At 69.6% G+C, this 23,974-nt stretch carries 18 protein-coding genes; 16 read left to right on the forward strand and 2 right to left on the reverse strand.

The genetic code is table 11. The features are described from left to right. The first annotated feature begins 444 nt into the window (after positions 1–444). From ACFYQA_RS06180 to clpX, 3 genes are all read left to right on the forward strand, one after another. Complete coding sequence (locus ACFYQA_RS06180; RefSeq protein WP_388912398.1) at positions 445–1,053, forward strand: ATP-dependent Clp protease proteolytic subunit; 609 nt, start codon at positions 445–447, stop codon at positions 1,051–1,053. A gap of 111 nt (positions 1,054–1,164) precedes the next feature. Continuing rightward, positions 1,165–1,845 (forward strand): ATP-dependent Clp protease proteolytic subunit, encoded by a 681-nt coding sequence (locus ACFYQA_RS06185; RefSeq protein ID WP_332427622.1) that lies wholly within the window; start codon positions 1,165–1,167, stop codon positions 1,843–1,845. Between the two features lie 189 nt (positions 1,846–2,034). Next, on the forward strand, positions 2,035–3,321 hold the full coding sequence (gene clpX / locus ACFYQA_RS06190) for an ATP-dependent Clp protease ATP-binding subunit ClpX (protein ID WP_386398297.1): 1,287 nt from the start codon (positions 2,035–2,037) through the stop codon (positions 3,319–3,321). 119 nt (positions 3,322–3,440) lie between these two features. On the opposite strand, the gene ACFYQA_RS06195 is transcribed toward clpX, so the two are convergent. After that, complete coding sequence (locus ACFYQA_RS06195) at positions 3,441–4,391, reverse strand: hypothetical protein (RefSeq protein WP_388912227.1); 951 nt, start codon at positions 4,389–4,391, stop codon at positions 3,441–3,443. A 138-nt stretch (positions 4,392–4,529) separates the two neighbouring features. Here ACFYQA_RS06195 and ACFYQA_RS06200 point away from each other — a divergent pair, with 138 nt between their 5' ends. The 11 genes from ACFYQA_RS06200 (at position 4,530) to ACFYQA_RS06250 (ending at position 20,620) form a co-directional block, all read left to right on the forward strand. After that, positions 4,530–7,178: a valine--tRNA ligase gene (locus tag ACFYQA_RS06200; protein WP_388912230.1), complete on the forward strand. Its 2,649-nt coding sequence runs from the start codon at positions 4,530–4,532 to the stop codon at positions 7,176–7,178. Positions 7,179–7,343: 165 nt separating this feature from the next. Beyond that, positions 7,344–8,885, forward strand: a complete 1,542-nt coding sequence (locus ACFYQA_RS06205) for a bifunctional folylpolyglutamate synthase/dihydrofolate synthase (RefSeq protein ID WP_388912233.1) — start codon at positions 7,344–7,346, stop codon at positions 8,883–8,885. Positions 8,886–8,891: 6 nt separating this feature from the next. Further along, a complete protein-coding gene (locus ACFYQA_RS06210) occupies positions 8,892–9,242 on the forward strand; it encodes a DUF4233 domain-containing protein (protein ID WP_388912236.1) in 351 nt (116 codons plus the stop codon). A gap of 70 nt (positions 9,243–9,312) precedes the next feature. Beyond that, a complete protein-coding gene (ndk, locus tag ACFYQA_RS06215; protein ID WP_386398310.1) occupies positions 9,313–9,726 on the forward strand; it encodes a nucleoside-diphosphate kinase in 414 nt (137 codons plus the stop codon). A 460-nt stretch (positions 9,727–10,186) separates the two neighbouring features. Then, positions 10,187–11,206, forward strand: coding sequence for a rod shape-determining protein (locus ACFYQA_RS06220; protein ID WP_388912239.1), 1,020 nt, complete (start codon positions 10,187–10,189; stop codon positions 11,204–11,206). A 210-nt stretch (positions 11,207–11,416) separates the two neighbouring features. Continuing rightward, on the forward strand, positions 11,417–12,358 hold the full coding sequence (gene mreC / locus ACFYQA_RS06225) for a rod shape-determining protein MreC (RefSeq protein WP_388912242.1): 942 nt from the start codon (positions 11,417–11,419) through the stop codon (positions 12,356–12,358). 13 nt (positions 12,359–12,371) lie between these two features. Then, entirely contained in the window at positions 12,372–13,037 is a 666-nt protein-coding gene (gene mreD, locus ACFYQA_RS06230; protein WP_388912245.1) for a rod shape-determining protein MreD, read from the forward strand. Positions 13,038–13,197: 160 nt separating this feature from the next. Beyond that, entirely contained in the window at positions 13,198–15,585 is a 2,388-nt protein-coding gene (gene mrdA / locus ACFYQA_RS06235; RefSeq protein WP_388912249.1) for a penicillin-binding protein 2, read from the forward strand. After that, positions 15,582–16,823, forward strand: coding sequence for a rod shape-determining protein RodA (rodA, locus tag ACFYQA_RS06240; protein WP_388912252.1), 1,242 nt, complete (start codon positions 15,582–15,584; stop codon positions 16,821–16,823). Before mrdA ends, rodA begins: the two co-directional genes overlap by 4 nt. 68 nt (positions 16,824–16,891) lie before the next feature. After that, on the forward strand, positions 16,892–18,532 hold the full coding sequence (locus tag ACFYQA_RS06245) for a CHAD domain-containing protein (RefSeq protein WP_388912255.1): 1,641 nt from the start codon (positions 16,892–16,894) through the stop codon (positions 18,530–18,532). A gap of 123 nt (positions 18,533–18,655) precedes the next feature. Continuing rightward, positions 18,656–20,620, forward strand: a complete 1,965-nt coding sequence (locus ACFYQA_RS06250; RefSeq protein ID WP_388912258.1) for a TIGR03960 family B12-binding radical SAM protein — start codon at positions 18,656–18,658, stop codon at positions 20,618–20,620. 87 nt (positions 20,621–20,707) lie between these two features. Here the strand turns inward: ACFYQA_RS06250 and ACFYQA_RS06255 are convergent, their stop codons facing one another. Beyond that, complete coding sequence (locus ACFYQA_RS06255) at positions 20,708–21,703, reverse strand: ion transporter (RefSeq protein WP_388912261.1); 996 nt, start codon at positions 21,701–21,703, stop codon at positions 20,708–20,710. A gap of 192 nt (positions 21,704–21,895) precedes the next feature. Between ACFYQA_RS06255 and ACFYQA_RS06260 the strand changes: the two genes are divergently transcribed. Together ACFYQA_RS06260 and ACFYQA_RS06265 are read left to right on the forward strand one after the other, a co-directional pair. After that, positions 21,896–23,023: a hypothetical protein gene (locus ACFYQA_RS06260; RefSeq protein WP_388912264.1), complete on the forward strand. Its 1,128-nt coding sequence runs from the start codon at positions 21,896–21,898 to the stop codon at positions 23,021–23,023. A 48-nt stretch (positions 23,024–23,071) separates the two neighbouring features. After that, positions 23,072–23,848: a TIGR03936 family radical SAM-associated protein gene (locus tag ACFYQA_RS06265; RefSeq protein WP_388912267.1), complete on the forward strand. Its 777-nt coding sequence runs from the start codon at positions 23,072–23,074 to the stop codon at positions 23,846–23,848. Positions 23,849–23,974 lie beyond the last annotated feature (126 nt).

A 23,974-nucleotide genomic window follows, 5' to 3' on the forward strand; every position in this document is an offset into this window, starting at 1 on the left:
GCCAAGGCCGACGAGAAGACTGAGGGCTGATCCTCGCGTCGCCTCTGACGTACGTATGACAGACGGGCCCCGGGCATTCGTGCCCGGGGCCCGTCTGCCGTACGGCAGGGCGCCTGCCGTACGGCAGGGCAGCACGCCCTGGGGCACGGGGCCCTGCGGATGCGCGGCTCCGCCGCGTGGGTGCGGCCGGCCGGCCACGACCCGCAGACCCCCACCGGCGGATCCGCTCACGGTGTGAGGACCCGGCGCACCCGGCGGAGCACCCTGCGCTCACAGCGAACACTCCCCGCTGCGGGATTCCCCGAAGGGGCCCGCGCGTTAGGGTCCATGAGTACGAGGGCAGGGGAGTCGGCGAGCACGGCCGGACGGCCCCACGCCCCGGCAGAACACGTGAGACGGCCCGGCGCCGTCGTAAAACGAGCAGGTGGATACGTGACGAATCTGATGCCTTCAGCCGCCGGCGAGCCTTCCATCGGTGGTGGCCTCGGCGACCAGGTCTACAACCGGCTGCTCAACGAGCGGATCATCTTCCTCGGCCAGGCGGTCGACGACGACATCGCCAACAAGATCACCGCACAGCTGCTGCTCCTTGCCGCCGATCCGGACAAGGACATCTACCTCTACATCAACAGCCCCGGCGGCTCGATCACCGCCGGCATGGCGATCTACGACACCATGCAGTTCATCAAGAACGACGTGGTGACCATCGCCATGGGCCTCGCGGCCTCGATGGGTCAGTTCCTGCTCAGCGCGGGCACGCCCGGCAAGCGCTTCGCGCTGCCGAACGCGGAGATCCTGATCCACCAGCCCTCCGCCGGCCTGGCCGGCTCGGCCTCGGACATCAAGATCCACGCCGAGCGGCTGCTGCACACCAAGAAGCGCATGGCCGAGCTCACCTCCCAGCACACCGGCCAGACGGTCGAGCAGGTCACCCGTGACTCGGACCGCGACCGCTGGTTCGATGCCTTCGAGGCCAAGGCGTACGGCCTCATCGACGACGTCATCCCGACGGCCGCGGGCATGCCGGGCGGCGGCGGCACCGGGGCGGCCTGAGCGGCCCACGGGAGCCACACGGCCCCGTAGGACCCCCACCGGGCCCCTCCGGGGTCCGGTGGCAGCCCCAGCAGCCCCGGCGACCGCCTCAGCCCCTTTCCAGGAGACACCGTGAACGACTTCCCCGGCAGCGGCCTGTACGACCGCGCCCGTGCCGAGTACACCGGCCCCGCGGCCGAGTCCCGCTACATCATCCCGCGCTTCGTCGAGCGCACCTCCCAGGGCATCCGCGAGTACGACCCGTACGCGAAGCTCTTCGAGGAGCGGGTGATCTTCCTCGGCGTGCAGATCGACGACGCCTCCGCCAATGACGTCATGGCGCAGCTGCTGTGCCTGGAGTCGATGGACCCCGACCGGGACATCTCGGTCTACATCAACAGCCCCGGCGGCTCCTTCACCGCGCTCACGGCGATCTACGACACCATGCAGTACGTGAAGCCCGACGTGCAGACGGTCTGCATGGGCCAGGCCGCCTCCGCCGCCGCCGTCCTGCTCGCCGCCGGCACCCCCGGCAAGCGCATGGCGCTGCCGAACGCGCGCGTGCTGATCCACCAGCCGTACAGCGAGACCGGCCGCGGCCAGGTCTCCGACCTGGAGATCGCCGCCAACGAGATCCTCCGGATGCGTGCGCAGCTCGAGGACATGCTGGCCAAGCACTCCACCACGCCGGTCGAGAAGATCCGCGAGGACATCGAGCGCGACAAGATCCTCACGGCCGAGGACGCGCTGAGCTACGGTCTGATCGACCAGGTCATCAGCACCCGGAAGTTGGACAACTCCAGCCTGCGTTGACGCGTGGGGCCCGAGAGGCTGTATCGTCTGCCGCCCCTTGGCATGGTTCATGACGGTTCACGTCGAGGCGAACCGTGCCAAGGGGGGCCCGAACGGGGGGCCCGGCAAGGTACCGTCGGACATAAGGCAGCACCAGGAGTCGCTGGACGTTGACGTCCAGGCGGCTCCCAGGCGAAGGGGAAGCACACCGTGGCACGCATCGGTGACGGCGGCGATCTGCTCAAGTGCTCGTTCTGCGGCAAGAGCCAGAAGCAGGTCAAGAAGCTCATCGCAGGGCCCGGTGTGTACATCTGCGACGAGTGCATCGACCTCTGCAACGAGATCATCGAGGAAGAGCTCGCCGAGACCAGTGAGGTCCGCTGGGAGGAACTTCCCAAGCCCCGCGAGATCTACGAGTTCCTCGAGGGATACGTGGTCGGCCAGGAATCGGCCAAGAAGGCCCTCTCCGTCGCCGTGTACAACCACTACAAGCGGGTCCAGGCGGGGGAGAACGGCGGCGCACAGAGCCGCGAGGACGCCATCGAGCTGGCGAAGTCCAACATCCTGCTGCTGGGTCCCACCGGCTCCGGCAAGACCCTCCTCGCCCAGACCCTCGCCCGCATGCTGAACGTCCCGTTCGCGATCGCGGACGCCACCGCCCTCACCGAGGCCGGGTACGTCGGCGAGGACGTCGAGAACATCCTGCTGAAGCTGATCCAGGCCGCCGACTACGACGTCAAGAAGGCCGAGACCGGCATCATCTACATCGACGAGATCGACAAGGTCGCGCGCAAGAGCGAGAACCCGTCGATCACGCGCGACGTGAGCGGCGAGGGCGTCCAGCAGGCCCTGCTGAAGATCCTCGAGGGCACCACGGCGTCCGTCCCGCCGCAGGGCGGCCGCAAGCACCCGCACCAGGAGTTCATCCAGATCGACACGACGAACGTCCTGTTCATCGTGGGCGGTGCCTTCTCGGGCCTGGAGAAGATCATCGAAGGCCGGGCCGGCGCCAAAGGCATCGGTTTCGGCGCGACGATCCGCTCCAAGCGGGAGATCGAGTCCAAGGACCAGTTCGCGCAGGTCATGCCGGAGGACCTGGTCAAGTTCGGCATGATCCCCGAGTTCATCGGCCGGCTCCCGGTCATCACCTCGGTCCACAACCTCGACCGCGAGGCCCTGCTCCAGATCCTGGTCGAGCCGCGCAACGCGCTGGTCAAGCAGTACCAGCGTCTCTTCGAACTCGACGGTGTGGAGCTGGACTTCGAGCGCGAGGCCCTCGAAGCCATCGCCGACCAGGCCATCCTCCGCCAGACCGGCGCCCGCGGCCTGCGCGCCATCATGGAGGAAGTCCTCCAGGGCGTCATGTACGAGGTCCCGTCCCGCAAGGACGTCGCCCGCGTGGTCATCACCGCGGACGTGGTCCTCTCCAACGTCAACCCGACCCTGATCCCGCGCGACGCCCGCGGCCGCGGCCCGGGCGAGCAGAAGACGGCATAGCGGCACAGCGGTGCAGCGGCAACTGCCGTTCCCCGCACATGTGACGACACGTGAAGGGCCCCGGTCGAGTGACCGGGGCCCTTCACGCTTCCCCGTACTGCGCGGGGACGTGCGACGTACTACGCCGGGACGCGCACGTCGTTGCGGAGCTTCGTGGTGATGTCCGCGGCGGCGTCCTTGGTGATGTCCTTGGTGTTGTCACCGGGGGAGACGACGGCGACCGTGCTGTTGTCGGCCCAGATGCAGAACCAGTTGGTGGTCTCCTGCTGGGTGAGGTTGTTGTTGCCCTTGCCCGCCTGGCACTTCATGACCGCACCGTCGAGGTCGACCGCCTCGGGCTCGCCCACCAGCTCGGTCATGAGCTCGTTGGACGAGCTCTTCTCGGTCTCCTTCTTGATGTTGACGAAGAGCTTGTCCACGGCCGCCTCGGGGTCCTCGACCTCGCCGTAGGCGCCGAAGAACGTCACGCCCTTCGCCTTGAGCAGTTCGTCCTGGCCGGGCATGTCGGCCGGGTCGGGGTTCTTCGGGTCGTACCTGCTGAAGTCGGCCGTCGAGTACTGGGCGCCCACCGACTTGCCGTTCTTCACGCCGCCCTTGGCCAGGTCCTCGGTGGTGCTGGAGCTGGAGTCCTCGCCGCCCTCCCCGACACGCGTGTACTCGCCCATCACCTTCTCCGGCGCCGAGAGCTTGTGCGGACCGTCGTCCTCCACGCCGCCCCCGCCGCCCCCGCCGATCACGAAGTACACGCCGACGCCGATCGCCGCCACGACCGCCACCGCGCCGATGATCCAGCCGGCCTTCTTGGCGCTGTCACCCGACGGCGGGGGCTGGGGCGCACCGTACGGGGCCTGACCGTAAGGGGGCTGACCGTACGGGGGCTGCTGCGGCGGGACGCCCTGACCGGGCTGGGGCGGGTAGCCGTACCCGGGCTGGCCGGGCGGCGGAGCCTGCTGGGGGTAGCCGTAGCCGGGCTGCGGAGCCTGCGGCTGCTGGCCGTAGGGACCCGGCTGACCGTACGGTCCGGGCTGCTGGGGCTGCCCGCCGTACGGGCCCGGCTGGTTGTGGCTCATTGTCTGGGTTCCCCTCCAGATGCTTATGTGTCGCTGACATCCTGTCTCAGCTCCGGCGTGATCAGACCGCCGGGGGGTGCACCGTTACAAAGGAATCGCGTTTCGGAACTGGGCCGTGACACCTCTAAACTGAGGCGCGTGACCGAGAACTCTCAGCAGCCGCAGCCGCCCACCTCCGAACTGCCGACCCAGTACGCGCCGGCCGACGTAGAGGGGCCGCTGTACGAGCGCTGGGTGGAGCGGGGCTACTTCGAGGCGGACGCGAAGAGCGACAAGCCCCCGTACACCGTCGTCATCCCCCCGCCGAACGTCACGGGCAGCCTGCACCTCGGCCACGCCTTCGAGCACACCCTCATCGACGCCCTCACGCGCCGCAAGCGCATGCAGGGCCACGAGACGCTGTGGCAGCCCGGCATGGACCACGCCGGCATCGCCACGCAGAACATCGTCGAGCGGGAACTCGGCAAGGAGGGCAAGTCCCGGCACGACCTCGGCCGGGAGGCCTTCGTCGAGCGGGTCTGGCAGTGGAAGGGCGAGTCCGGCGGCCAGATCTCCGGGCAGATGCGCCGCCTCGGCGACGGCGTCGCCTGGTCGCGCGAGCGCTTCACCATGGACGAGGGGCTGTCCCAGGCCGTCCAGACCATCTTCAAGCGGCTCTACGACGACGAGCTGATCTACCGCGCCGAGCGCATCATCAACTGGTGCCCGCGCTGTCTGACCGCCATCTCCGACATCGAGGTCGACTACCAGGACGACGACGGCGAGCTCGTCTCCATGAAGTACGGCGACGGGGACGACACCATCGTCGTCGCCACCACCCGCGCCGAGACGATGCTCGGCGACACGGCCGTCGCCGTCCACCCCGAGGACGAGCGGTACCGGCACCTGATCGGCAAGCTCATCAGGCTGCCGCTGACCGACCGCTCCATCCCGGTCGTCGCCGACGAGCACGTCGACCCCGAGTTCGGCACCGGCGCCGTCAAGGTGACCCCGGCCCATGACCCGAACGACTTCGAGATCGGCCGCCGCCACGACCTGCCGTCCCTCACCGTGATGGACGAGCACGCCGTCATCACCGTCCACGGCCCCTTCCAGGGCCTGGACCGGCTCGAGGCCCGTTCCGCCATCGTCGCCGCGCTGCGCGCCGAGGGCCGGATCGTCGCCGAGAAGCGGCCCTACGTCCACAGCGTCGGCCACTGCTCGCGCTGCAAGACCACCGTCGAGCCGCGGCTGTCCATGCAGTGGTGGGTCAAGGTCGGCCCGCTGGCGAAGGCCGCCGGTGACGCCGTCCGCGACGGCCGCGTCAAGATCCACCCGCAGGAGATGGAGAAGCGGTACTTCGACTGGGTCGACAACCTCCACGACTGGTGCATCTCCCGGCAGCTGTGGTGGGGCCACCGGATTCCCGTCTGGTACGGGCCGGAGGGCGAGATCGTCTGCGTCGGACCCGACGACGAGGCGCCCAGCGGCGAGGGCTGGCACCAGGACACCGACGTCCTCGACACCTGGTTCTCCTCCGGACTGTGGCCCTTCTCGACGCTGGGCTGGCCCGAACAGACCGAATCGCTCGCGAAGTTCTACCCGAACTCCGTCCTGGTCACCGGCTACGACATCCTCTTCTTCTGGGTCGCCCGGATGATGATGTTGGGCCTGTACGCGATGGACGGCACCCCGCCGTTCCACACCATCGCCCTGCACGGCATGGTCCGCGACCAGTTCGGCAAGAAGATGTCGAAGTCCTTCGGCAACGCGGTCAACCCGCTGGACTGGATGGACAAGTACGGCAGCGACGCCCTGCGCTTCACCCTCGCGCGCGGTGCCAACCCGGGCACCGACGTGCCGATCGGTGAGGACTGGGTCCAGAGCTCCCGCAACTTCGCCAACAAGATCTGGAACGCGACCCGCTTCGCCCTGATGAACGGCGCGACGGTGGACGGCCCGCTGCCGGACGCGTCGACGATGTCGTCCACCGACCGCTGGATCCTGTCCCGGCTGAACTCGGTCGTCGCCGAGGTCGACGCGTTCTACGACGACTTCCAGTTCGCCAAGCTGTCCGACGCCCTGTTCCACTTCGCGTGGGACGAGGTCTTCGACTGGTACGTCGAGCTGTCCAAGACGACGTTCCAGGTGGGCGGCGAACCGGCCGAGGTCAGCAAGCGGGTCCTCGGCGAGGTTCTCGACGTCACGCTGCGGCTGCTGCACCCGGTGGTCCCGTTCGTCACCGAGACGCTGTGGACGACGCTGACCGGCGGCGAGTCGGTCGTCATCGCCGACTGGCCCGAGGCTGTGTCCGTTCCCGGTGCCGACGCACCGGGCGGCTTCCGGGACGCCGGCGCCGAGCGGGAGATCGCGACCCTCCAGTCCGTCATCACCGAGGTCCGCCGCTTCCGCGCCGACCAGGGCCTGCAGCCCGGCCAGCGGGTCCCCGCCCGGCTGTCCCTCGACGGCTCGGCGCTCGCCCCGCACGAGGCGGCGATCCGGCAGCTGCTGCGCCTCCAGCCGGAGGGCGACGCGTTCACCGCGACGGCGACCCTGCCGGTGGCGGGCGTCGAGGTCGCCCTGGACCTGTCCGGGGTGATCGACTTCGAGGCGGAGCGCAAGCGACTCACCAAGGACCTCGAGGCCGCGCAGAAGGAGCGCCGGCAGGCGGAGGCCAAGCTGGGCAACGAGGCGTTCCTGGCCAAGGCCCCCGACCACGTGGTCGACAAGATCCGTACGCGCCTCGCCAAGGCGGACGAGGACATCGCCCGCATCGGGGCCCAGCTGGAGCGGCTCCCGAAGGCCTAGGGCCTCTCGTTTGGATCAGGCCGGGCTCGGGGGGTCCGGCCCGATCCAAACGAAAGACCCTGGCCCCCGGCCGTCCCACGTCGTCGCAGGCCCCCGGAGCACGAGCGGTTCCGGGGGCCCTCGGCTGCCGTGGGGCGGATGCGGGCGGATACGTAGACTGGCCTCGTGAGCGACCTCCCCCCGAACGGCAACCACGACGACCACGACGACCGGCCGGATCCTCTGTACCCTCTCGATTCCTTCGAGGAGATCATCGAGGCCGAGACGCAGCGGGACCCCGACCTCGCGGTGATCGAGGCCGGCAGCCGCACCCTGCGCACGCAGGGCGGCCCGCCCGATTCCGACGCGCCCGCGCGGCCGGCGGACCCCGAGGTCGACAAGGCGCTGCGGGAGGTCGAGGGAGAACTGGCGACCCGCTGGGGCGAGACCAAGCTGGAGCCGTCCCTCGACCGGATCGCCGCGCTGATGGACGTACTGGGCGAGCCGCAGCGCGCCTACCCGTCGATCCACATCACCGGCACGAACGGCAAGACGTCCACCGCCCGCATGATCGAGGCCCTCCTCGGCGCCTTCGAACTGCGCACCGGGCGCTACACGTCGCCGCACGTCCAGTCGGTCACCGAGCGGATCAGCCTCGACGGCGCGCCGGTCTCCGCCGAGCGGTTCGTGGAGACGTACCGCGACATCGCGCCGTACATCGAGATGGTCGACGCACAGCAGGAGCACCGGCTGTCCTTCTTCGAGGTGCTCACCGGCATGGCGTACGCGGCCTTCGCCGACGCGCCGGTGGACGCCGCCGTCGTCGAGGTCGGCATGGGCGGCAGCTGGGACGCCACCAATGTGATCGACGCAGGCGTCGCCGTGGTGATGCCGATCGACCTCGACCACACCGACCGGCTCGGCACCACGCCCGCCGAGATCGCCACCGAGAAGGCCGGCATCATCAAGCCGGACGCGACGGTGATCATGGCCCAGCAGCCGGTCGACGCGGCCCAGGTGCTGCTGAGGAAGGCCGTCGAGGCCGACGCGACCGTGGCCCGGGAAGGACTGGAGTTCGGCGTCGTCGCCCGGCAGGTCGCCGTCGGCGGCCAGCAGCTGACCCTGCGCGGCCTGGGCGGCGAGTACCCCGAGGTGTACCTGCCGCTGCACGGCGCCCACCAGGCGCACAACGCCGCCGTGGCGCTCGCCGCCGTGGAGGCGTTCTTCGGCGTCGGCGCCCAGCGCGCCGAGCCGCTGGACATCGACACCGTCCGCAAGGCCTTCGCCGCCGTCGCCTCACCGGGCCGGCTGGAGGTCGTACGCCGGTCGCCCACCGTCGTGCTGGACGCCGCCCACAACCCGGCGGGCGCGCGGGCCGCGGCCGGGGCGATCGGGGAGGCGTTCCAGTTCAGCCGGCTCATCGGCGTGGTCGGCGCGAGCGGCGACAAGAACGCGCGCGGGCTGCTGGAGGCCTTCGAGCCGGTCTTCGCCGAGGTCGTCGTCACGCAGAACTCCACCCACCGCGCGATGGACGTCGACGAACTCGCGGGGATCGCCGTCGAGGTGTTCGGCGAGGACCGCGTCCAGGTCGAACCCCGGCTGCCCGACGCGCTGGAGGCGGCGATCACGCTCGCCGAGGAGGAGGGCGAGTTCACCGGCGCCGGTGTGCTCGTCACCGGTTCCGTCATCACGGTCGGCGAGGCCCGACTGCTTCTGGGAAAGGGCTGAGACACCGTGCGTACACTCTGCGCGTCGACCCTGATCAGCGAGTTCTTCGTCATCGGGTTCGCCGGACTGGTCGCGATGAAGGACCCGGACCTGGCGGTCGTCACCGTGTGGACGGTCTGCGGCATCGCCATGTTCCTGTCCGTGGCCCTGTGCGGGATGATCACCCGGCCCGGGGGCGTCGCCCTCGGCTGGGCCCTGCAGATCGTCCTGATCGCCTCCGGCGTCGTCGTCCCGATGATGTTCATCCTGGGCGCGCTGTTCGCGGTGCTGTGGTGGGCCTCGGTGCACTACGGGCGCAAGATCGACGAGGCGAAGGCCCGGTTCGCCGCACATACCGGGCAGCCTGACGCTGCGTGACAGGCGCAGAACCCTGCCCGGTAACCTTCACAGAACCCCGCACCACCCTTGAAACATAAGGAGCTCCGCCGTGACCCAGCGCACCCTCGTCCTTCTCAAGCCCGACGCCGTCCGTCGCGGCCTGACCGGCGAGATCATCAGCCGCATCGAGCGCAAGGCCGGCTGGCAGCTCACCGCGCTGGAGCTGCGCACCCTCGACCAGGACACCCTGGAGCAGCACTACGGCGAACACAAGGGCAAGCCCTTCTACGAGCCGCTGATGGAGTTCATGGCCTCCGGCCCGGTCGTGGCGATGATCGTCGAGGGTGAGCGGGTCATCGAGGGCGTGCGCCAACTGGCCGGTCCGACCGACCCGGTCGCCGCGGCCCCGGGTTCGATCCGCGGGGACTTCGGTGTCATCGTCCGGGAGAACCTGATCCACGCCTCCGACTCCGAGGAGTCCGCCGAGCGCGAGGTGAAGATCTTCTTCCCGAGCCACGCCTGACGGTCGCGGGCACCACGGTTCGTATCAGCCGCGCGTATTGATCGCCCGCACAGGTCCGCCTGGCGTAACCGTCGTGCATAACGAATGCGTACAGCGGTCGTGTGCAACACGCGTACGACAAGTGGTGCGGAGGCCGCGCGCGACGATCACCCGCCAAGGCCGTGCATAACAATCGCATAGCGGCCGTGGGCTGCGGTTTTGGCCGCCTGGCGACGGTCTGGGGGCTTTGCCCCCAGACCTTTTCGACATACGGGCGGCGTTCGGGGGAACGCGTGCCCCCGATGGCCCGTCTCCACAAGCAACGGGACCCGCCATCTGATGACAATGGCGAAGACCCTCGCGCCATGTTCGCGAAGGCGCGTCTACGATGGAAGCCTTCGCGTCACCGCACCCACCTCGCCTACCTGAAAAGCCCTCAAAAGCCAGTGGGAAGGCCAGACGAATCCTCATGGGGAACTCTATGTCGTTCATCGGCCGTGACATGGCTGTCGACCTCGGGACCGCCAACACGCTGGTGTACGTCAGGGGTCGCGGAATCGTACTCAATGAGCCGTCCGTCGTCGCGATCAACACCAATACCGGTGGCATCCTCGCGGTCGGGGCCGAAGCGAAGAAGATGATCGGGCGCACCCCCGGCAACATCGTCGCCGTCCGTCCGCTGAAGGACGGCGTCATCGCCGACTTCGAGATCACCGAGCGGATGCTCCGCTACTTCATTCTGAAGATCCACAAGCGGCGGCATCTGGCCCGCCCGCGGGTCGTCGTCTGTGTCCCCTCCGGCATCACGGGTGTGGAGCGCCGCGCCGTCATCGAGGCGTCCTCCCAGGCCGGCGCCCGCCAGGTGCACATCATCGAGGAGCCCATGGCCGCGGCCATCGGTTCCGGCCTGCCGGTCCACGAGGCCACGGGCAACATGGTGGTGGACATCGGCGGCGGCACCACGGAGGTCGCGGTCATCTCCCTCGGCGGCGTCGTCACCGCCCAGTCCATCCGGGTCGCGGGCGACGAACTGGACAACGCGATCATCCAGTACGTCAAGAAGGAGTACTCCCTCCTGCTGGGTGAGCGTTCGGCCGAGCAGATCAAGCTCACCATCGGTTCGGCGTACGACCTCGACACCGACGAACACACCGAGATCCGCGGCCGGGACCTCGTCTCCGGGCTGCCCAAGACCGTGGTCATCTCCGCCGCCGAAGTCCGCAAGGCGATCGAGGAGCCCGTCAACTCGATCGTGGACGCGGTCAAGACCACTCTCGACAAGTGCCCGCCGGAACTGTCCGGCGACATCATGGACCGGGGCATCGTGCTGACCGGCGGCGGTGCTCTGCTGCGCGGTCTGGACGAGCGGCTGCGCCGGGAGACGGGCATGCCCATCCACATCGCCGAGGACCCGCTGGACAGCGTGGCGCTCGGTTCCGGAAAGTGCGTCGAGGAGTTCGAGGCGCTCCAGAAGGTACTGGACGCCCAGCCGCGCAGATGACACAACTCTTCGATTCCGCCGTACGGGACGATCTCCTCTCGTACGGCGGATCGTTGATATAGAGACATGAGCTCCAGCCGTACTTTCCGACCGTTCCCGAAGACCCCCGAACATTCCCGACCGTCTCTGACGACTCCTTAGACTCCTTACGACTCCTGAAGTCTTCTGTTCTCGCTACCCGTTTCGACGAGGAAGGCACGGCCGCCGCACGTGAGGGACACACGAGAGAGCCGGCTGCTCCTGGTGCTGCTGATCACCACCGCTTTCGCACTGATCACGGTGGACATCCGCGGCGGAGAGGATTCACCGGTCGACGGTGCCCGGCAGGCCGCGGCCACGGTCTTCGGCCCGATCGAGAACGGAGTGTCCGGCGCGGTCGACCCGATCGGCAACGCGGTCGCCGCGGTCCGTGACTCCGGCGACCGGCACGACCGGCTCGCCGCACTCGAGCGGGAGAACACCGCGCTCAAGGCCGAACTCGGCAGCGACGACCGCAACCGCAGCAGAACCAAGCAACTCGACAAGATGCTGAAGGTCGCCGGCCAGGGCCAGTACGGCATCAAGGGCGCCCAGGTCATCGCCATAGGAGCGGCCCAGGGCTTCTCCTGGACCATCACCATCGACGTCGGCGCCAACGACGGCATCGAACGCGACATGACCGTCCTCAACAGCGACGGACTCGTCGGCCGGGTCACCACCGTCGGCCCGCACACCGCCACCGTGCTGCTCGCCAACGACCCCGACTTCACCGTGGGTACCCGCATGGAGGCCGGCGACGAACTCGGCTTCGCCTCCGGCCAGGGCGACCGGCCCCTGCGCGTCGAACTCCTCAACGGCAAGGCCGAGATCAAGAAGGGCGACCGCCTGGTCACCTTCGGCTCCCAGGCCGACAAACCGTTCGTGCCCGGCGTCCCCGTCGGCACCGTCTCCCGCGTCGACCCCTCCGGCGGTGACCTCACCCGCACCCTCTACGTCACGCCGTTCGTCAACTTCACCAAGATCGACATCGTCGGCGTCGTCGTCCAGGCCCCGAAGAAGGACCCGCGCGACACGGTGCTGCCCGAGAAACCGAAGCCGACACCCACCCCGACCGTCACGGTGACCGTCACCCCGTCCGCCCCTGCCGACGGCCAGTACCAGCAAGAGCAGTAGGAGCTGTCACCCCATGCGCGTCAACCGGATCCTGCTCTCCAGCTCGCTGATCGTCGTCGCCCTGGTGATCCAGGTGAGTGTCCTCGCCCGCCTCCACCTCCCGGGCGCCGTTCCCGACCTGCTCCTCCTCACCGTCCTCGGCCTCGCCCTGGTCTACGGTCACGTAGGCGGCTCCCTCATCGGCTTCGGCGCCGGGCTCCTCGCCGACCTCGCACCGCCCGCCGACCACGCCGTCGGCCGCTACGCCCTCGTACTGTGCGTCATCGGCTACCTCGCCGGGCTGGTCAAGCCCGAGTCCGGCCAGGTGAGATCGGCGACCGGCCCCATGGCCGTGGTGGTCGCCGCCGCGGTCGGCTCCACCCTGCTCTACGCCGGCGTCGGCGCCCTCGTCGGTGATACCGCCGCCCGCCATGTCGGCCTCGGCGGACTGCTCTTCAGCGCCGCCCTGTACGACCTGCTGCTCGCCCCGTTCATCGTCCCCGGTGTCATGGCCCTGGCCCGCCGCGCGGAGAACGATCCGCTCGCCGAGAACAGCTCCGCCAAGTCCCCGGACCTCGCCGCCGGCTGGAGCTCCAGCGGCACCGGGCTGCGCATCGGCGCCCAGCGGGGCCTTCGCGCGAAGGCGGCGCGGGCCCGGGTGGCCCGCGCGGGCCGCATCAAAGGGGTGAAGCGCCTGTGACCTCGCGGAACTTCACCGGAAAGGGTGAACGGCGGCGGAACCCCGCCGGGCGGCCCCGCCGTTCATCACTCGTACACGCATCACTCGTACACGCATCACTCGTACACGCATCACTCGTACACGCGCCGTCGTACGCGCACGGAGAGGGGGAAGAAGCCGCGTGACCAACATTCCCGAGACCGGGCGCAGCACACGGGTCCAGATCCGGCTCGTCGTCATCCAGGTCCTCGTCCTCTCCCTCCTCGGCACCCTCGGCGGGCGCCTGTGGTACCTCCAGATCCGCGAGGGCGCCGAGTACGCCAAGAAGGCCTCCGGCAACCACGTCCAGCAGGTCGTCCGGCCCGCGGTCCGCGGCTCCATCCTGGACGCCCGCGGAGTGGCCCTCGCCGACAACGAGACCCGGCTGGTCGTCTCCGCCTCCCGCACCGACCTCATGAAGATGCGGGACGACGGCAAGGCGGTCCTCACCAAGCTCGCCGGTGTCCTCGGCATGCCCGCCAAGGACGTCATCGAGAAGGTCCGGCTGTGCAACGCCGAGACCCCCCAGCCCTGCTGGAACGGCTCGCCGTACCAGCCCATCCCCATCACCGACGAGGCCACCGCCAAGCAGGCCCTGCAGATCCGCGAGCGTGCCGAGGACTTCCCCGGCATCACCGCCGAACCTCAGGCCGTACGCCGGTACACCGCCCCCGGGCAGGCCAACACCGCTCAGGTCCTCGGCTACCTCTCGCCCGTCACCGACGAGGAACTCCAGAAGGCGCAGGACACCGAATCGCCGTACCTGCGCTCCGACCAGGTCGGCCGCTCCGGCCTCGAGCGCGAGTACGACAAGGAACTGCGCGGCAAGGCCGGCGTCACCCGCTACGAGGTCGACAACCTCGGCCGCGTCATCGGCGAGGCCGAGGCCGATCCCGCCGAACCCGGCGCCAACCTCGTCACCAGCATCGACTCCCGTGTCCAGCGGATCGCCGAGTACGAGCTGAACGAGGCGATGAAGGCCGCCCGCAAGGAGATGGACCGCAACACCAACCGCCTCTACGAGGCCGACTCGGGCGCCGTCGTCGTCATGGAGGCCAAGACCGGCCGGGTCGTCGCCATGGCCTCCAACCCGAGCTACGACCCCAACGCCTGGGTCGGCGGCATCTCCGGCAAGGACTACGCCAACCTCACCGGCAAGGACTCCAACTACCCGCTGCTGAACCGCGCCATCCAGGGCCTGTCGGCACCCGGCTCCATCTTCAAGGTCATCCCGACCGCCGCCGCGGTCAACGCCGGGCACTCCTTCGACGGGCCCTACGAGTGCTCCAGCTCGTACTCCATCGGCGGCCAGGTCTTCAAGAACTTCGAGTCCCAGAGCCACGGCGCCATCAGCCTCGGCCGTGCCCTCGAGGTCTCCTGCGACACCGTCTTCTACCGCCTCGCCCACGAGGAGTGGAAGCGCGACGGCGGCAACAAGCCGAAGAAGAACGCCAAGGACTGGTTCTACAAGACCTCCCACCAGTTCGGCCTCGGCGAGCTGACCGACATCGACCTGCCCAACGAGGTCACCGGCCGGGTCCCCGACCGCCAGTGGAAGCGCGACTACTGGAAGGCCAACAAGGACGCCTGGTGCAAGTCCGGCAAGAAGGGCGGCAGCTACGTCGAGCAGATCGCCTACGAGAACTGCCTCGAAGGCAACCGTCTGCGCGCCGGTGACTCCGTCAACTACTCCATCGGCCAGGGCGACACCCTCGTCACCCCCATCCAGATGGCCTCCGTCTACGCGGCCCTCGCCAACGGCGGCACGCTCCACCGGCCCACCGTCGGCAAGGCCGTCATCAGCCCCGACGGCAAGCAGGTCACGGAGATCGAGCCCGAGGCGCAGAGCAAGCTGCCGGTGACCAAGAAGACCCTCGCGGAAATAGACGGAGCCCTCGAGGGAGTCGCCACCCGCGGTACGGCCGCCTGGCGGTTCGGCGGCTGGCCGCAGGACGAGATCCCGATGCACGCCAAGACCGGCACCGCGGAGGTCTACGGAAAGCAGACCACTTCCTGGTTCGCCACCTACACCAAGGACTACTCGGTCGTCATGACGATCGCCCAGGGCGGTACCGGCTCCGGTGCCTCAGGCCCCGCCGTGCGCAACATCTACAACGCGCTGTACGGCGTCTCCCCGGAAGGCGACATCGACAAGAAGAAGGCATTGCTGCCCACCCCGCAGAAGACGCTGCCCAAGGTCAGGACGGACGGCACCATCGTCTCCCCGAAGATCTCCAAGGACCCGGCCAAGGACCAGAGGGACGCCGCGGAGAGCGAGCAGGCACCCGACGACGGCCAGGCACCGGAGCAGGGCGCGACCACGACCACGCCCCCGCCCGCCGACCGCGACACCCGCCGCCGCGACGCACGGCGTGGAGGCGCACGGCGGGGCGGCGGCAGGCAGGGTGACCGACCGTCGGGCGGCAGACGGACGGGCGACGGACGCCAGGGTGACGGACGGCCGGCCGACGGGAGTCGGTTCGGCGCCCTCCGGGCGCGCCGCGCGACAGGCCGGAGGTCGGCGGCATGACCGGTGGAGTCAACAGCTTCCACGTCTCCGGCTACGGACCCGAGCGGGCCGGCTGGACGCGGCTCTTCGCCCGCGACTCCCTGGCCAGGCGACTCGACTGGCCGATACTGCTGGCCGCGATCGCCCTGTCGCTGCTCGGCTCCCTCCTGGTCTACTCGGCGACCCGCAACCGCACCGACATCAACCAGGGCGACCCGTACTACTTCCTGCTCCGGCACTGGCTGAACACCGGCATCGGCCTGACCCTGATGATCGCCATGCTCTGGCTCGGCCACCGCGCCCTGCGCACCGCCGTGCCGGTCCTCTACGGCTTCTCGGTCCTGCTGATCCTGCTGGTACTCACCCCGCTGGGCTCCACCATCAACGGCGCCCACTCCTGGATCAAGCTCGGCGGCGGCTTCTCGATCCAGCCCTCCGAGTTCGTGAAGCTCACGATCATCCTGGGCATGGCGATGCTGCTCGCCGCCCGGGTCGACGCGGGCGACAAGCCCTACCCCGACCACCGCACGGTCCTCCAGGCACTCGGACTGGCCGCCGTCCCCATGCTGGTCGTGATGCTGATGCCCGACCTCGGGTCGGTCATGGTCATGGTCGTCATCGTGCTCGGCATCCTGCTCGCCTCCGGAGCCTCCAACCGGTGGGTCTTCGGCCTGATCGGCACCGGCGCGATCGGCGCGATCACCATCTGGCAGCTCGGGGTGCTCGACGAGTACCAGATCAACCGCTTCGCCGCCTTCGCCAACCCCGAACTCGACCCCGCCGGCGTCGGCTACAACACCAACCAGGCCCGCATCGCCATCGGTTCCGGCGGTCTCACCGGCTCCGGGCTCTTCGAGGGCTCGCAGACCACCGGCCAGTTCGTGCCCGAGCAGCAGACCGACTTCGTCTTCACCGTCGCCGGAGAGGAACTCGGCTTCGTGGGCGGCGGGCTCATCATCGTCCTGCTCGGCATCATCCTGTGGCGCGCCTGCCGCATCGCCCGCGACACCACCGACCTGTACGGCACCATCGTCGCAGCCGGCATCGTCGCCTGGTTCGCCTTCCAGTCCTTCGAGAACATCGGCATGACCCTCGGCATCATGCCGGTCACCGGTCTGCCCCTGCCGTTCGTGTCCTACGGCGGGTCGTCGATGTTCGCGGTATGGCTGGCCGTGGGCCTCCTGCAGTCGATCAGACTGCAACGCCCCCTGTCCGCCACGACCCGACCCCCGACCCGGTCCACAGGCCTCATCGGCTGACCCGGTTTCCCCGGCACCGACCGGGGAAACCGGTCGGTGAGACCACCGGCGACGAGTAGATTCGGGTCATGACGGACACGAAGCGGGAAATCGAGCGAAAATATGAGTCCGGCGACAGTGGACTCCCCGACCTGACCGGCCTCCCCGGTGTCGAGTCCGTCATCGACCGGGGTGTGGCCCACCTCGACGCCATCTACTACGACACGGCCGACGAGCGCCTCGCCGCAGCCTCCCTCACCCTCCGCAGGCGCACCGGCGGTTCCGACGCCGGCTGGCACCTGAAGTTCCCCGTGGCCCCCGGAGTGCGCGACGAGATCCACGCCCCGCTCTCCGACACCGTCCCGGAGAGCCTCGCCCGGCTCGTCCGCTCCCGTGTCCGCGGCGCCGAACTGACCCCCGTGGTCCGGCTGCGCTCCGACCGGGACCTGCGCCACCTCCTCGATGCCGCCGGCCGGCTCCTCGCCGAGATCAGCGTCGACGCCGTACACGCCGAGCGTCTCACCGGCGGCGGTACCGCCCAGTGGACCGAGATCGAGGTCGAACTCGCCGACGACGGCGACCCCGCCTTCCTCGACAAGGTCGACAAACGGTTCCGCAAGGCAGGCGTCCGTCCGTCGAAGGCGCCCTCCAAACTGGCGCGAGCCCTCGCCGAGACCGCACCGGCCACGGGCAAGGGCCAAGGCGGGAACAAGGCAAAAGCCGAGAGCAAGGGCACGGCCAAGGACATGGGCACGGGCGCCGTGACGGCCGGCCGTTCCGAGGGAGCCGCACCCGTCGACGCAGTCGCCCCGGTCGCGGCACCGAAGCAGAAACACCGCAGTCGCCCGGTCGGGAAACCCGTCACCGCCGGCGACCACGTCCTCGCCTACGTCCGCGCCCAGCGGGACGCGCTCGTCGAACTCGACCCCGCCGTACGCCAGGACGTACCCGACTCCGTACACCGCATGCGGGTCGCCACCCGCCGCCTGCGCAGCACCTTCCGCTCCTTCCGGTCCGTCCTGGACCGGGAGGTCACCGACCCGATCGGCGTCGACCTGAAGTGGCTGGCCGTCGAACTCGGTCTGGACCGCGACCAGGAAGTACTCGCCGAGCGCCTGCTGTCGGCCCTGGACGAACTGCCCGACGCCCTCGTCTCCGGCCCTGTCCGCGACCGGCTGACCACCTGGGCCGAGATCGGCCACAGGGGAGCCCACAGTGAGGTCACCGCCGTCCTCGAATCCCGCCGCTACCTCACCCTGCTCGACACCCTCGAGGCCCTGCTGGCCGATCCGCCCCTGCGGAAGAAGGCCGCGTCCAAGCCGTCCAAAACGCTCACCAAGGCCCTGCGCAAGGACCTCGGCAAAGTGTCCGGCCTCGTCACCCGGGCCCTGGACCTCCCGCCCGGCCGCGAGCGCGACGTCACCCTGCACGAGGCCCGCAAGAAGACCAAGCGCACCCGCTACGCAGCCGAAGCCTCCGGCCCGGCCCTCAAGGCTCCCGCCAAGGATCTGGTCACGAGCATGAAGGAGCTCCAGAGCCTGCTCGGCGATCACCAGGACAGCGTCATGGCCCGCCGGACCCTGCGCGAACTGTCCGCCGTCGCCCACGCGGCGGGGGAGAGCGCCTTCACCCACGGCCTGCTCTACGGACGCGAGGAACGCCGCGCGGAGATCGTCGAGGCGACGCTTCCGGAAACCTGGACATCCATCGGGAGGAGCACCGGTCTCTGACGCAGGCCACCGCCTCCGGCCGGCGTGCGGGGGACCTTCCCGGCCGGGTTAGGCTGGATGGTCACCCCGCCCTCAGCCGCCTCCGGCCGGGGAGTCCCCAGCCCTCGCACAAAGGTTCCCGAGATGCCTGCCGAAGCCGCCGAGTCTGTGTTCCCACAGCTCGAAGCTCTGCTCCCGCATGTGCAGAAGCCGATCCAGTACGTCGGCGGAGAGCTCAACTCCACGGTCAAGCCTTGGGACAGCTGTGACGTCCGCTGGGCACTCATGTACCCCGACGCGTACGAGGTCGGACTGCCCAACCAGGGCGTCATGATCCTCTACGAGGTGCTCAACGAGCAGGACGGCGTCCTCGCCGAGCGCACCTACAGTGTCTGGCCGGACCTGGAGGAGCTGATGCGCGAGCACCGCGTCCCCCAGTTCACGGTCGACGGCCACCGCCCGGTCAAGGCCTTCGACGTGTTCGGCCTGAGCTTCTCCACCGAGCTCGGCTACACCAACATGTTCACCGCCCTGGAGCTGTCCGGCATCCCGCTCGAGGCCAAGGACCGCGGCCTGGACGACCCGATCGTCATGGCCGGCGGCCACGCCGCGTTCAACCCCGAGCCGATCGCCGACTTCATCGACTGCGCCGTCCTCGGCGACGGCGAACAGGCCGTCCTGGAGGTCACCCGGATCGTCCGCGCCTGGAAGGAGGAGGGCCGCCCCGGCGGCCGCGAGGAACTCCTCTTCCGCCTGGCCAGGACCGGCGGGGTGTACGTCCCGGGCTTCTACGACGTCGAGTACCTCCCCGACGGCCGGATCGCCCGCGTCGTACCGAACAGGTCGGGCGTCCCGTGGCGCGTCTCCAAGCACACGGTCATGGACCTCGACGAGTGGCCCTACCCCAAGCAGCCCCTCGTCCCGCTCGCCGAGACGGTCCACGAACGCATGTCGGTGGAGATCTTCCGCGGCTGCACCCGCGGCTGCCGCTTCTGCCAGGCCGGCATGATCACTCGCCCGGTACGCGAGCGCTCCATCACGGGCATCGGCGACATGGTCGAAAAGGGCCTCAAGGCCACCGGCTTCGAGGAGGTCGGCCTTCTCTCCCTCTCCTCCGCCGACCACTCGGAGATCGGCGACATCGCCAAGGGCCTCGCCGACCGCTACGAGGAAGACAAGGTCGGTCTCTCCCTCCCCTCCACCCGCGTCGACGCCTTCAACGTCGACCTGGCCAACGAGCTGACCCGCAACGGCCGCCGCTCCGGCCTCACCTTCGCCCCCGAGGGCGGCTCGGAGCGCATGCGCAAGATCATCAACAAGATGGTCTCCGAGGACGACCTGATCAGGACCGTCGCCACGGCCTACGGCAACGGCTGGCGGCAGGTGAAGCTCTACTTCATGTGCGGCCTGCCCACCGAGACCGACGAGGACGTCCTCCAGATCGCCGACATGGCGATGAACGTCATCCAGAAGGGCCGCGAGGTCTCCGGCTCGGGCGACATCCGCTGCACGGTCTCGATCGGCGGCTTCGTCCCCAAGCCGCACACCCCCTTCCAGTGGGCCCCACAGCTGTCGGCCGAGGAGACGGACGCCCGCCTGACCAAGCTGCGCGACAAGATCCGCGGCGACAAGAAGTACGGCCGCTCCATCGGCTTCCGCTACCACGACGGCAAGCCCGGCATCATCGAGGGCCTCCTCTCCCGCGGCGACCGCCGCGTCGGCGCGGTCATCCGCGCGGTCTACGAGGACGGCGGCCGCTTCGACGGCTGGCGCGAGCACTTCTCCTACGACCGCTGGATGCGCTGCGCCGACAAGTCGCTGGCGCAGTTCGGCGTGGACCTCGACTGGTACACCACCCGCGAACGCTCCTACGAGGAGGTCCTCCCCTGGGACCACCTCGACTCCGGTCTCGACAAGGACTGGCTCTGGGAGGACTGGCAGGACGCCCTCGACGAGACGGAGGTCGAGGACTGCCGCTGGACCCCGTGCTTCGACTGCGGCGTGTGCCCCCAGCTCGACACCAGTATTCAAATCGGACCAACCGGTAAGAAGCTGCTCCCGCTGACGGTGAAGAACGCGGCGCCCGCTCCCAGCGGTGCGACGTCCTGAGTCGTCGTCCTGAGCTGTTCGGTGGGCCCACTCCGGAACATCGGAGTGGGCCCACCGGCGTTCGCGGCCCGCGACGGGGGCGGGGTGTTACGGACGCGCCGGGTCGGGTGCGGGGGTGAGGGCCGGCTCGGGTGGCTGGGTGGTGAGGAGGGGCGGGAGGACGGCTTCCAGATCGTCCAAGGCCCTTCTGGCGATGGCGATGCGGGTGCGCAGGTCCACGGCGGGATCCGGGGTCGGAAGTGGTGCCGGGATCGGGGCCGGAATCGTGGTGCGGATCGGGGCAGGGGGCGAGGGAGCGTCAGGGGCGGGGGACTGTTCGCGTTCCAGTTCGCGGGCCTCCTCCAGGGAGTTGATGACGACTCCTATGAGGACGTTGACCAGGACGAACGAGGCGATCAGTACGTAGGAGGCGTAGTAGAGGATGCTCCAGCGGGAGACCGCCAGGCCCGCGTGGACCGCGTCCCCGAGGCCGTCCAGGGTCATCAGCAGGAAGAGGGTGAGGGCGGCGCGGCCGAGGGAGCCGTACTGGGCCGGGTCGGCCTCGCCGAAGAAGACCCAGCCGACCATGGCGTAGACGTACAGCAGGAGCGTGCCCACCATCAGGAAGCTGACGGTGCCGGGCAGGCTGCGGGCCACCGCCACGATGACGATGCGCAGTTGGGGCAGGAAGCGGGCGGTGCGCAGGACGCGGGCGAGGCGCAGGAGCCGCAGGACGGTGGTGTTCTCGCGGACGAGGGGCAGGAACGCGCAGACGATGACGGCCAGGTCGAAGAGGTTCCAGGGATCGCGGAAGAAGTCGCGGGGGCGGTCGGCGTGGGCGCAGGCGCGCACGGCTATCTCGACGGTGAAGGCGGCGAGGCAGAGGTGTTCGGCGAGGTGTAACCAGTGGTGCCAGTCGCGAGCGAGTCCGCTGTAGGTCTCGGCTCCGAGCAGGACCGCGTTGGCGATGATCAGGGCGAAGACGGACAGGGCGAACCAGCGGGCTTCGGTGAGGGCGCGGGCTCGCTGCGCCAGGACGTGACGCAGGGGCCGGGGCCCGGGCGGCCGTGGCATGGCGCTCGTGGGGGCAGGGTGGTCGTTCATCGTGCTTGTATCTGCTCCTTCGTGCCGCGCGCCATGCCCGAGGTGCGAACGGGACGGCGGGTTCGCGCGGCGGTGACACTCCAGAGCCGATTTCTACAGCATTGTAGATTCGCGGGTATCGGGTGCGGGGAGGGTGACGCATCGGTCCGGTGCCGGTGCATCCGAATGGCTTGCCGGGGCGTCCTCACTTGCATGGACCTGGAGAAGCTGGACGCCGAGAGGCCGGCACCGCCCGTACACCGGCATCCGCAGCAGCAGCAGTCGGGGGAGGCGGCGGGCGAGGGGTGTCTGGTGGTGGCGATTCGCCTGCCGGTGCGCGTCGTCGTGTTCCTCGTGGTCCTGCCGGTGCGGCTGGTGTGGGACGCGTGTGCCGTCGCCGCGCGGTGGCTGGGCCGCGCCGTGTTCCGTCCGCTCGGGCGGGCGCTGCTGTGGGCCGGGCGCGCGGTTTTCGTGTGGCCGCTGGTGGGGTTGTGGAGGTACGTCCTCGCGCCGCTCGGCGGAGTGCTCGCGTGGCTCGGGAACCTGGTGGTCGTCGTGCCCGCCGGGTGGCTGTACCGGTACGTGCTCGTGCCGCTCGGGCACGCGCTGGTGTGGCTGTACGCGCGCGTGCTGACGCCTCTCGGGCACGGGGTGATGTGGGTGCTGCGCGGGATCGGGTCCGTGTCGGCCGTGATCGGACTCGGGGTGTTCGCGGCCCTCTCCTGGCTCACGCGGTACCTCGTCGTCGTGCCCGGTGTGTGGCTGTACGCGTGGGTGCTCACGCCCGTCGGACATGCCGTCGCCCGGTGTGCGAAAGGGCTGGCGTGGCTGGTGGACGTGCTCGTCACCGGCATCGGCGTGGGGCTGTACTGGATCACCCGGATCCTGTTCGTGCTGCCGTTGCTCGCCGTGTGGCGCTGGGTCCTGGTGCCGGTCGGGCGGGTGCTCGCCGTCGTCGCGCGGGAGATCCGAAACGCCCTCGGGCATGCCTGGCGGGTCGCCGGGTACGTCTCGCTCGCGGTGGGGCGGTTCCTGAGGACCCTCTTCCGGTGGGTCGTCGTGGAACCGGTGCGCTGGGCGTACACGCGTGTGTTGACGCCGGTGGGACACGTGGTGCGGGACGTGGTGCTGCGGCCCGCCGCCGAGGCGGCGCGTGCCGTGGGGCGGGCCGTCCGGCAGTCCCTCGCCTCCGCGCGCCTGACGCTGCGGCGGACGCGCGCCGACCTGCGCCGGGTGCTGGTCGGGGAACAGGGGCCGGAACGGGGTGAGAACCGACGGGAACCTATCGGCGGTGACACGCGTACTCTTGGTAGCAGTACGACAGCACTCACGAAGGACTGAACGACACTGGGCAAGCGACAGCCCGAAGGCCCGCCGCCCGCACCCGCGGTGCAGCGCATCCGATTGCGCTATACCAAGCGCGGCCGCCTCCGGTTCACCAGCCACCGTGACTTCCAGCGTGCCTTCGAGCGCGCGTTGCGCCGTGCCGAGGTGCCGATGGCGTACTCGGCGGGGTTCACGCCGCACCCGAAGGTCTCGTACGCCAATGCCGCACCCACCGGCACGGGCAGTGAGGCGGAGTACCTCGAGATCGCGCTCACCCGGGAGCGCGACCCGGAACTGCTCAGAACGCTCCTCGACGAGTCGCTGCCCACCGGCCTCGACATCGTGGAGGCGGCCGAGGCCCGTACCTCGGGGCTCGCCGACCGGCTCACGGCCTCGGTGTGGGAGTTGCGGCTGGACGGCGTCGACGCCGAGGAGGCCCGCCGAGCGGTGGACGCCTTCAACGCGGCGGAAACCGTCGAGGTGCAGCGCCGGACGAAGAGCGGCGTCCGCACGTTCGACGCCCGTTCCGCGGTCGTGGAACTGGAGAGCGTGGAAGCGCCCTCTTCACCGGCTGATAGGTCGACCGACCGGCCCTGTGCGATACTGCGGCTGGTTGTTCGGCACGTGACGCCTGCCGTTCGACCCGACGACGTCCTGTCCGGTCTCCGCGCCGTGGCCGATCTGGCGCCGCCGGTCCCCGCAGCGGTGACCAGGCTGGCGCAGGGGCTGCTCGATGAAGAGACCGGCACGGTGACCGACCCGCTCGCGCCCGACCGCGAGGCAGCAGCGACCGTGCCGCATCCGGCCGGTGCCACTGCCACCGCGACGGCGTCGGCGTAAGGAAGGTCCCGCGTAGGGACGGACGTCGTAGCGCCGCCCTCGTACCTCGGGAGCCACCTGGGTCGGGCAGCGCAACCACCACAAGACTTTCGCCAGGCCGTGCGCATTCGGTGTACGGAACCGGTG

The sequence above is a fragment of the Streptomyces sp. NPDC005774 genome (genome assembly GCF_042871645.1).
Lineage (GTDB): Bacteria > Actinomycetota > Actinomycetes > Streptomycetales > Streptomycetaceae > Streptomyces > Streptomyces pratens.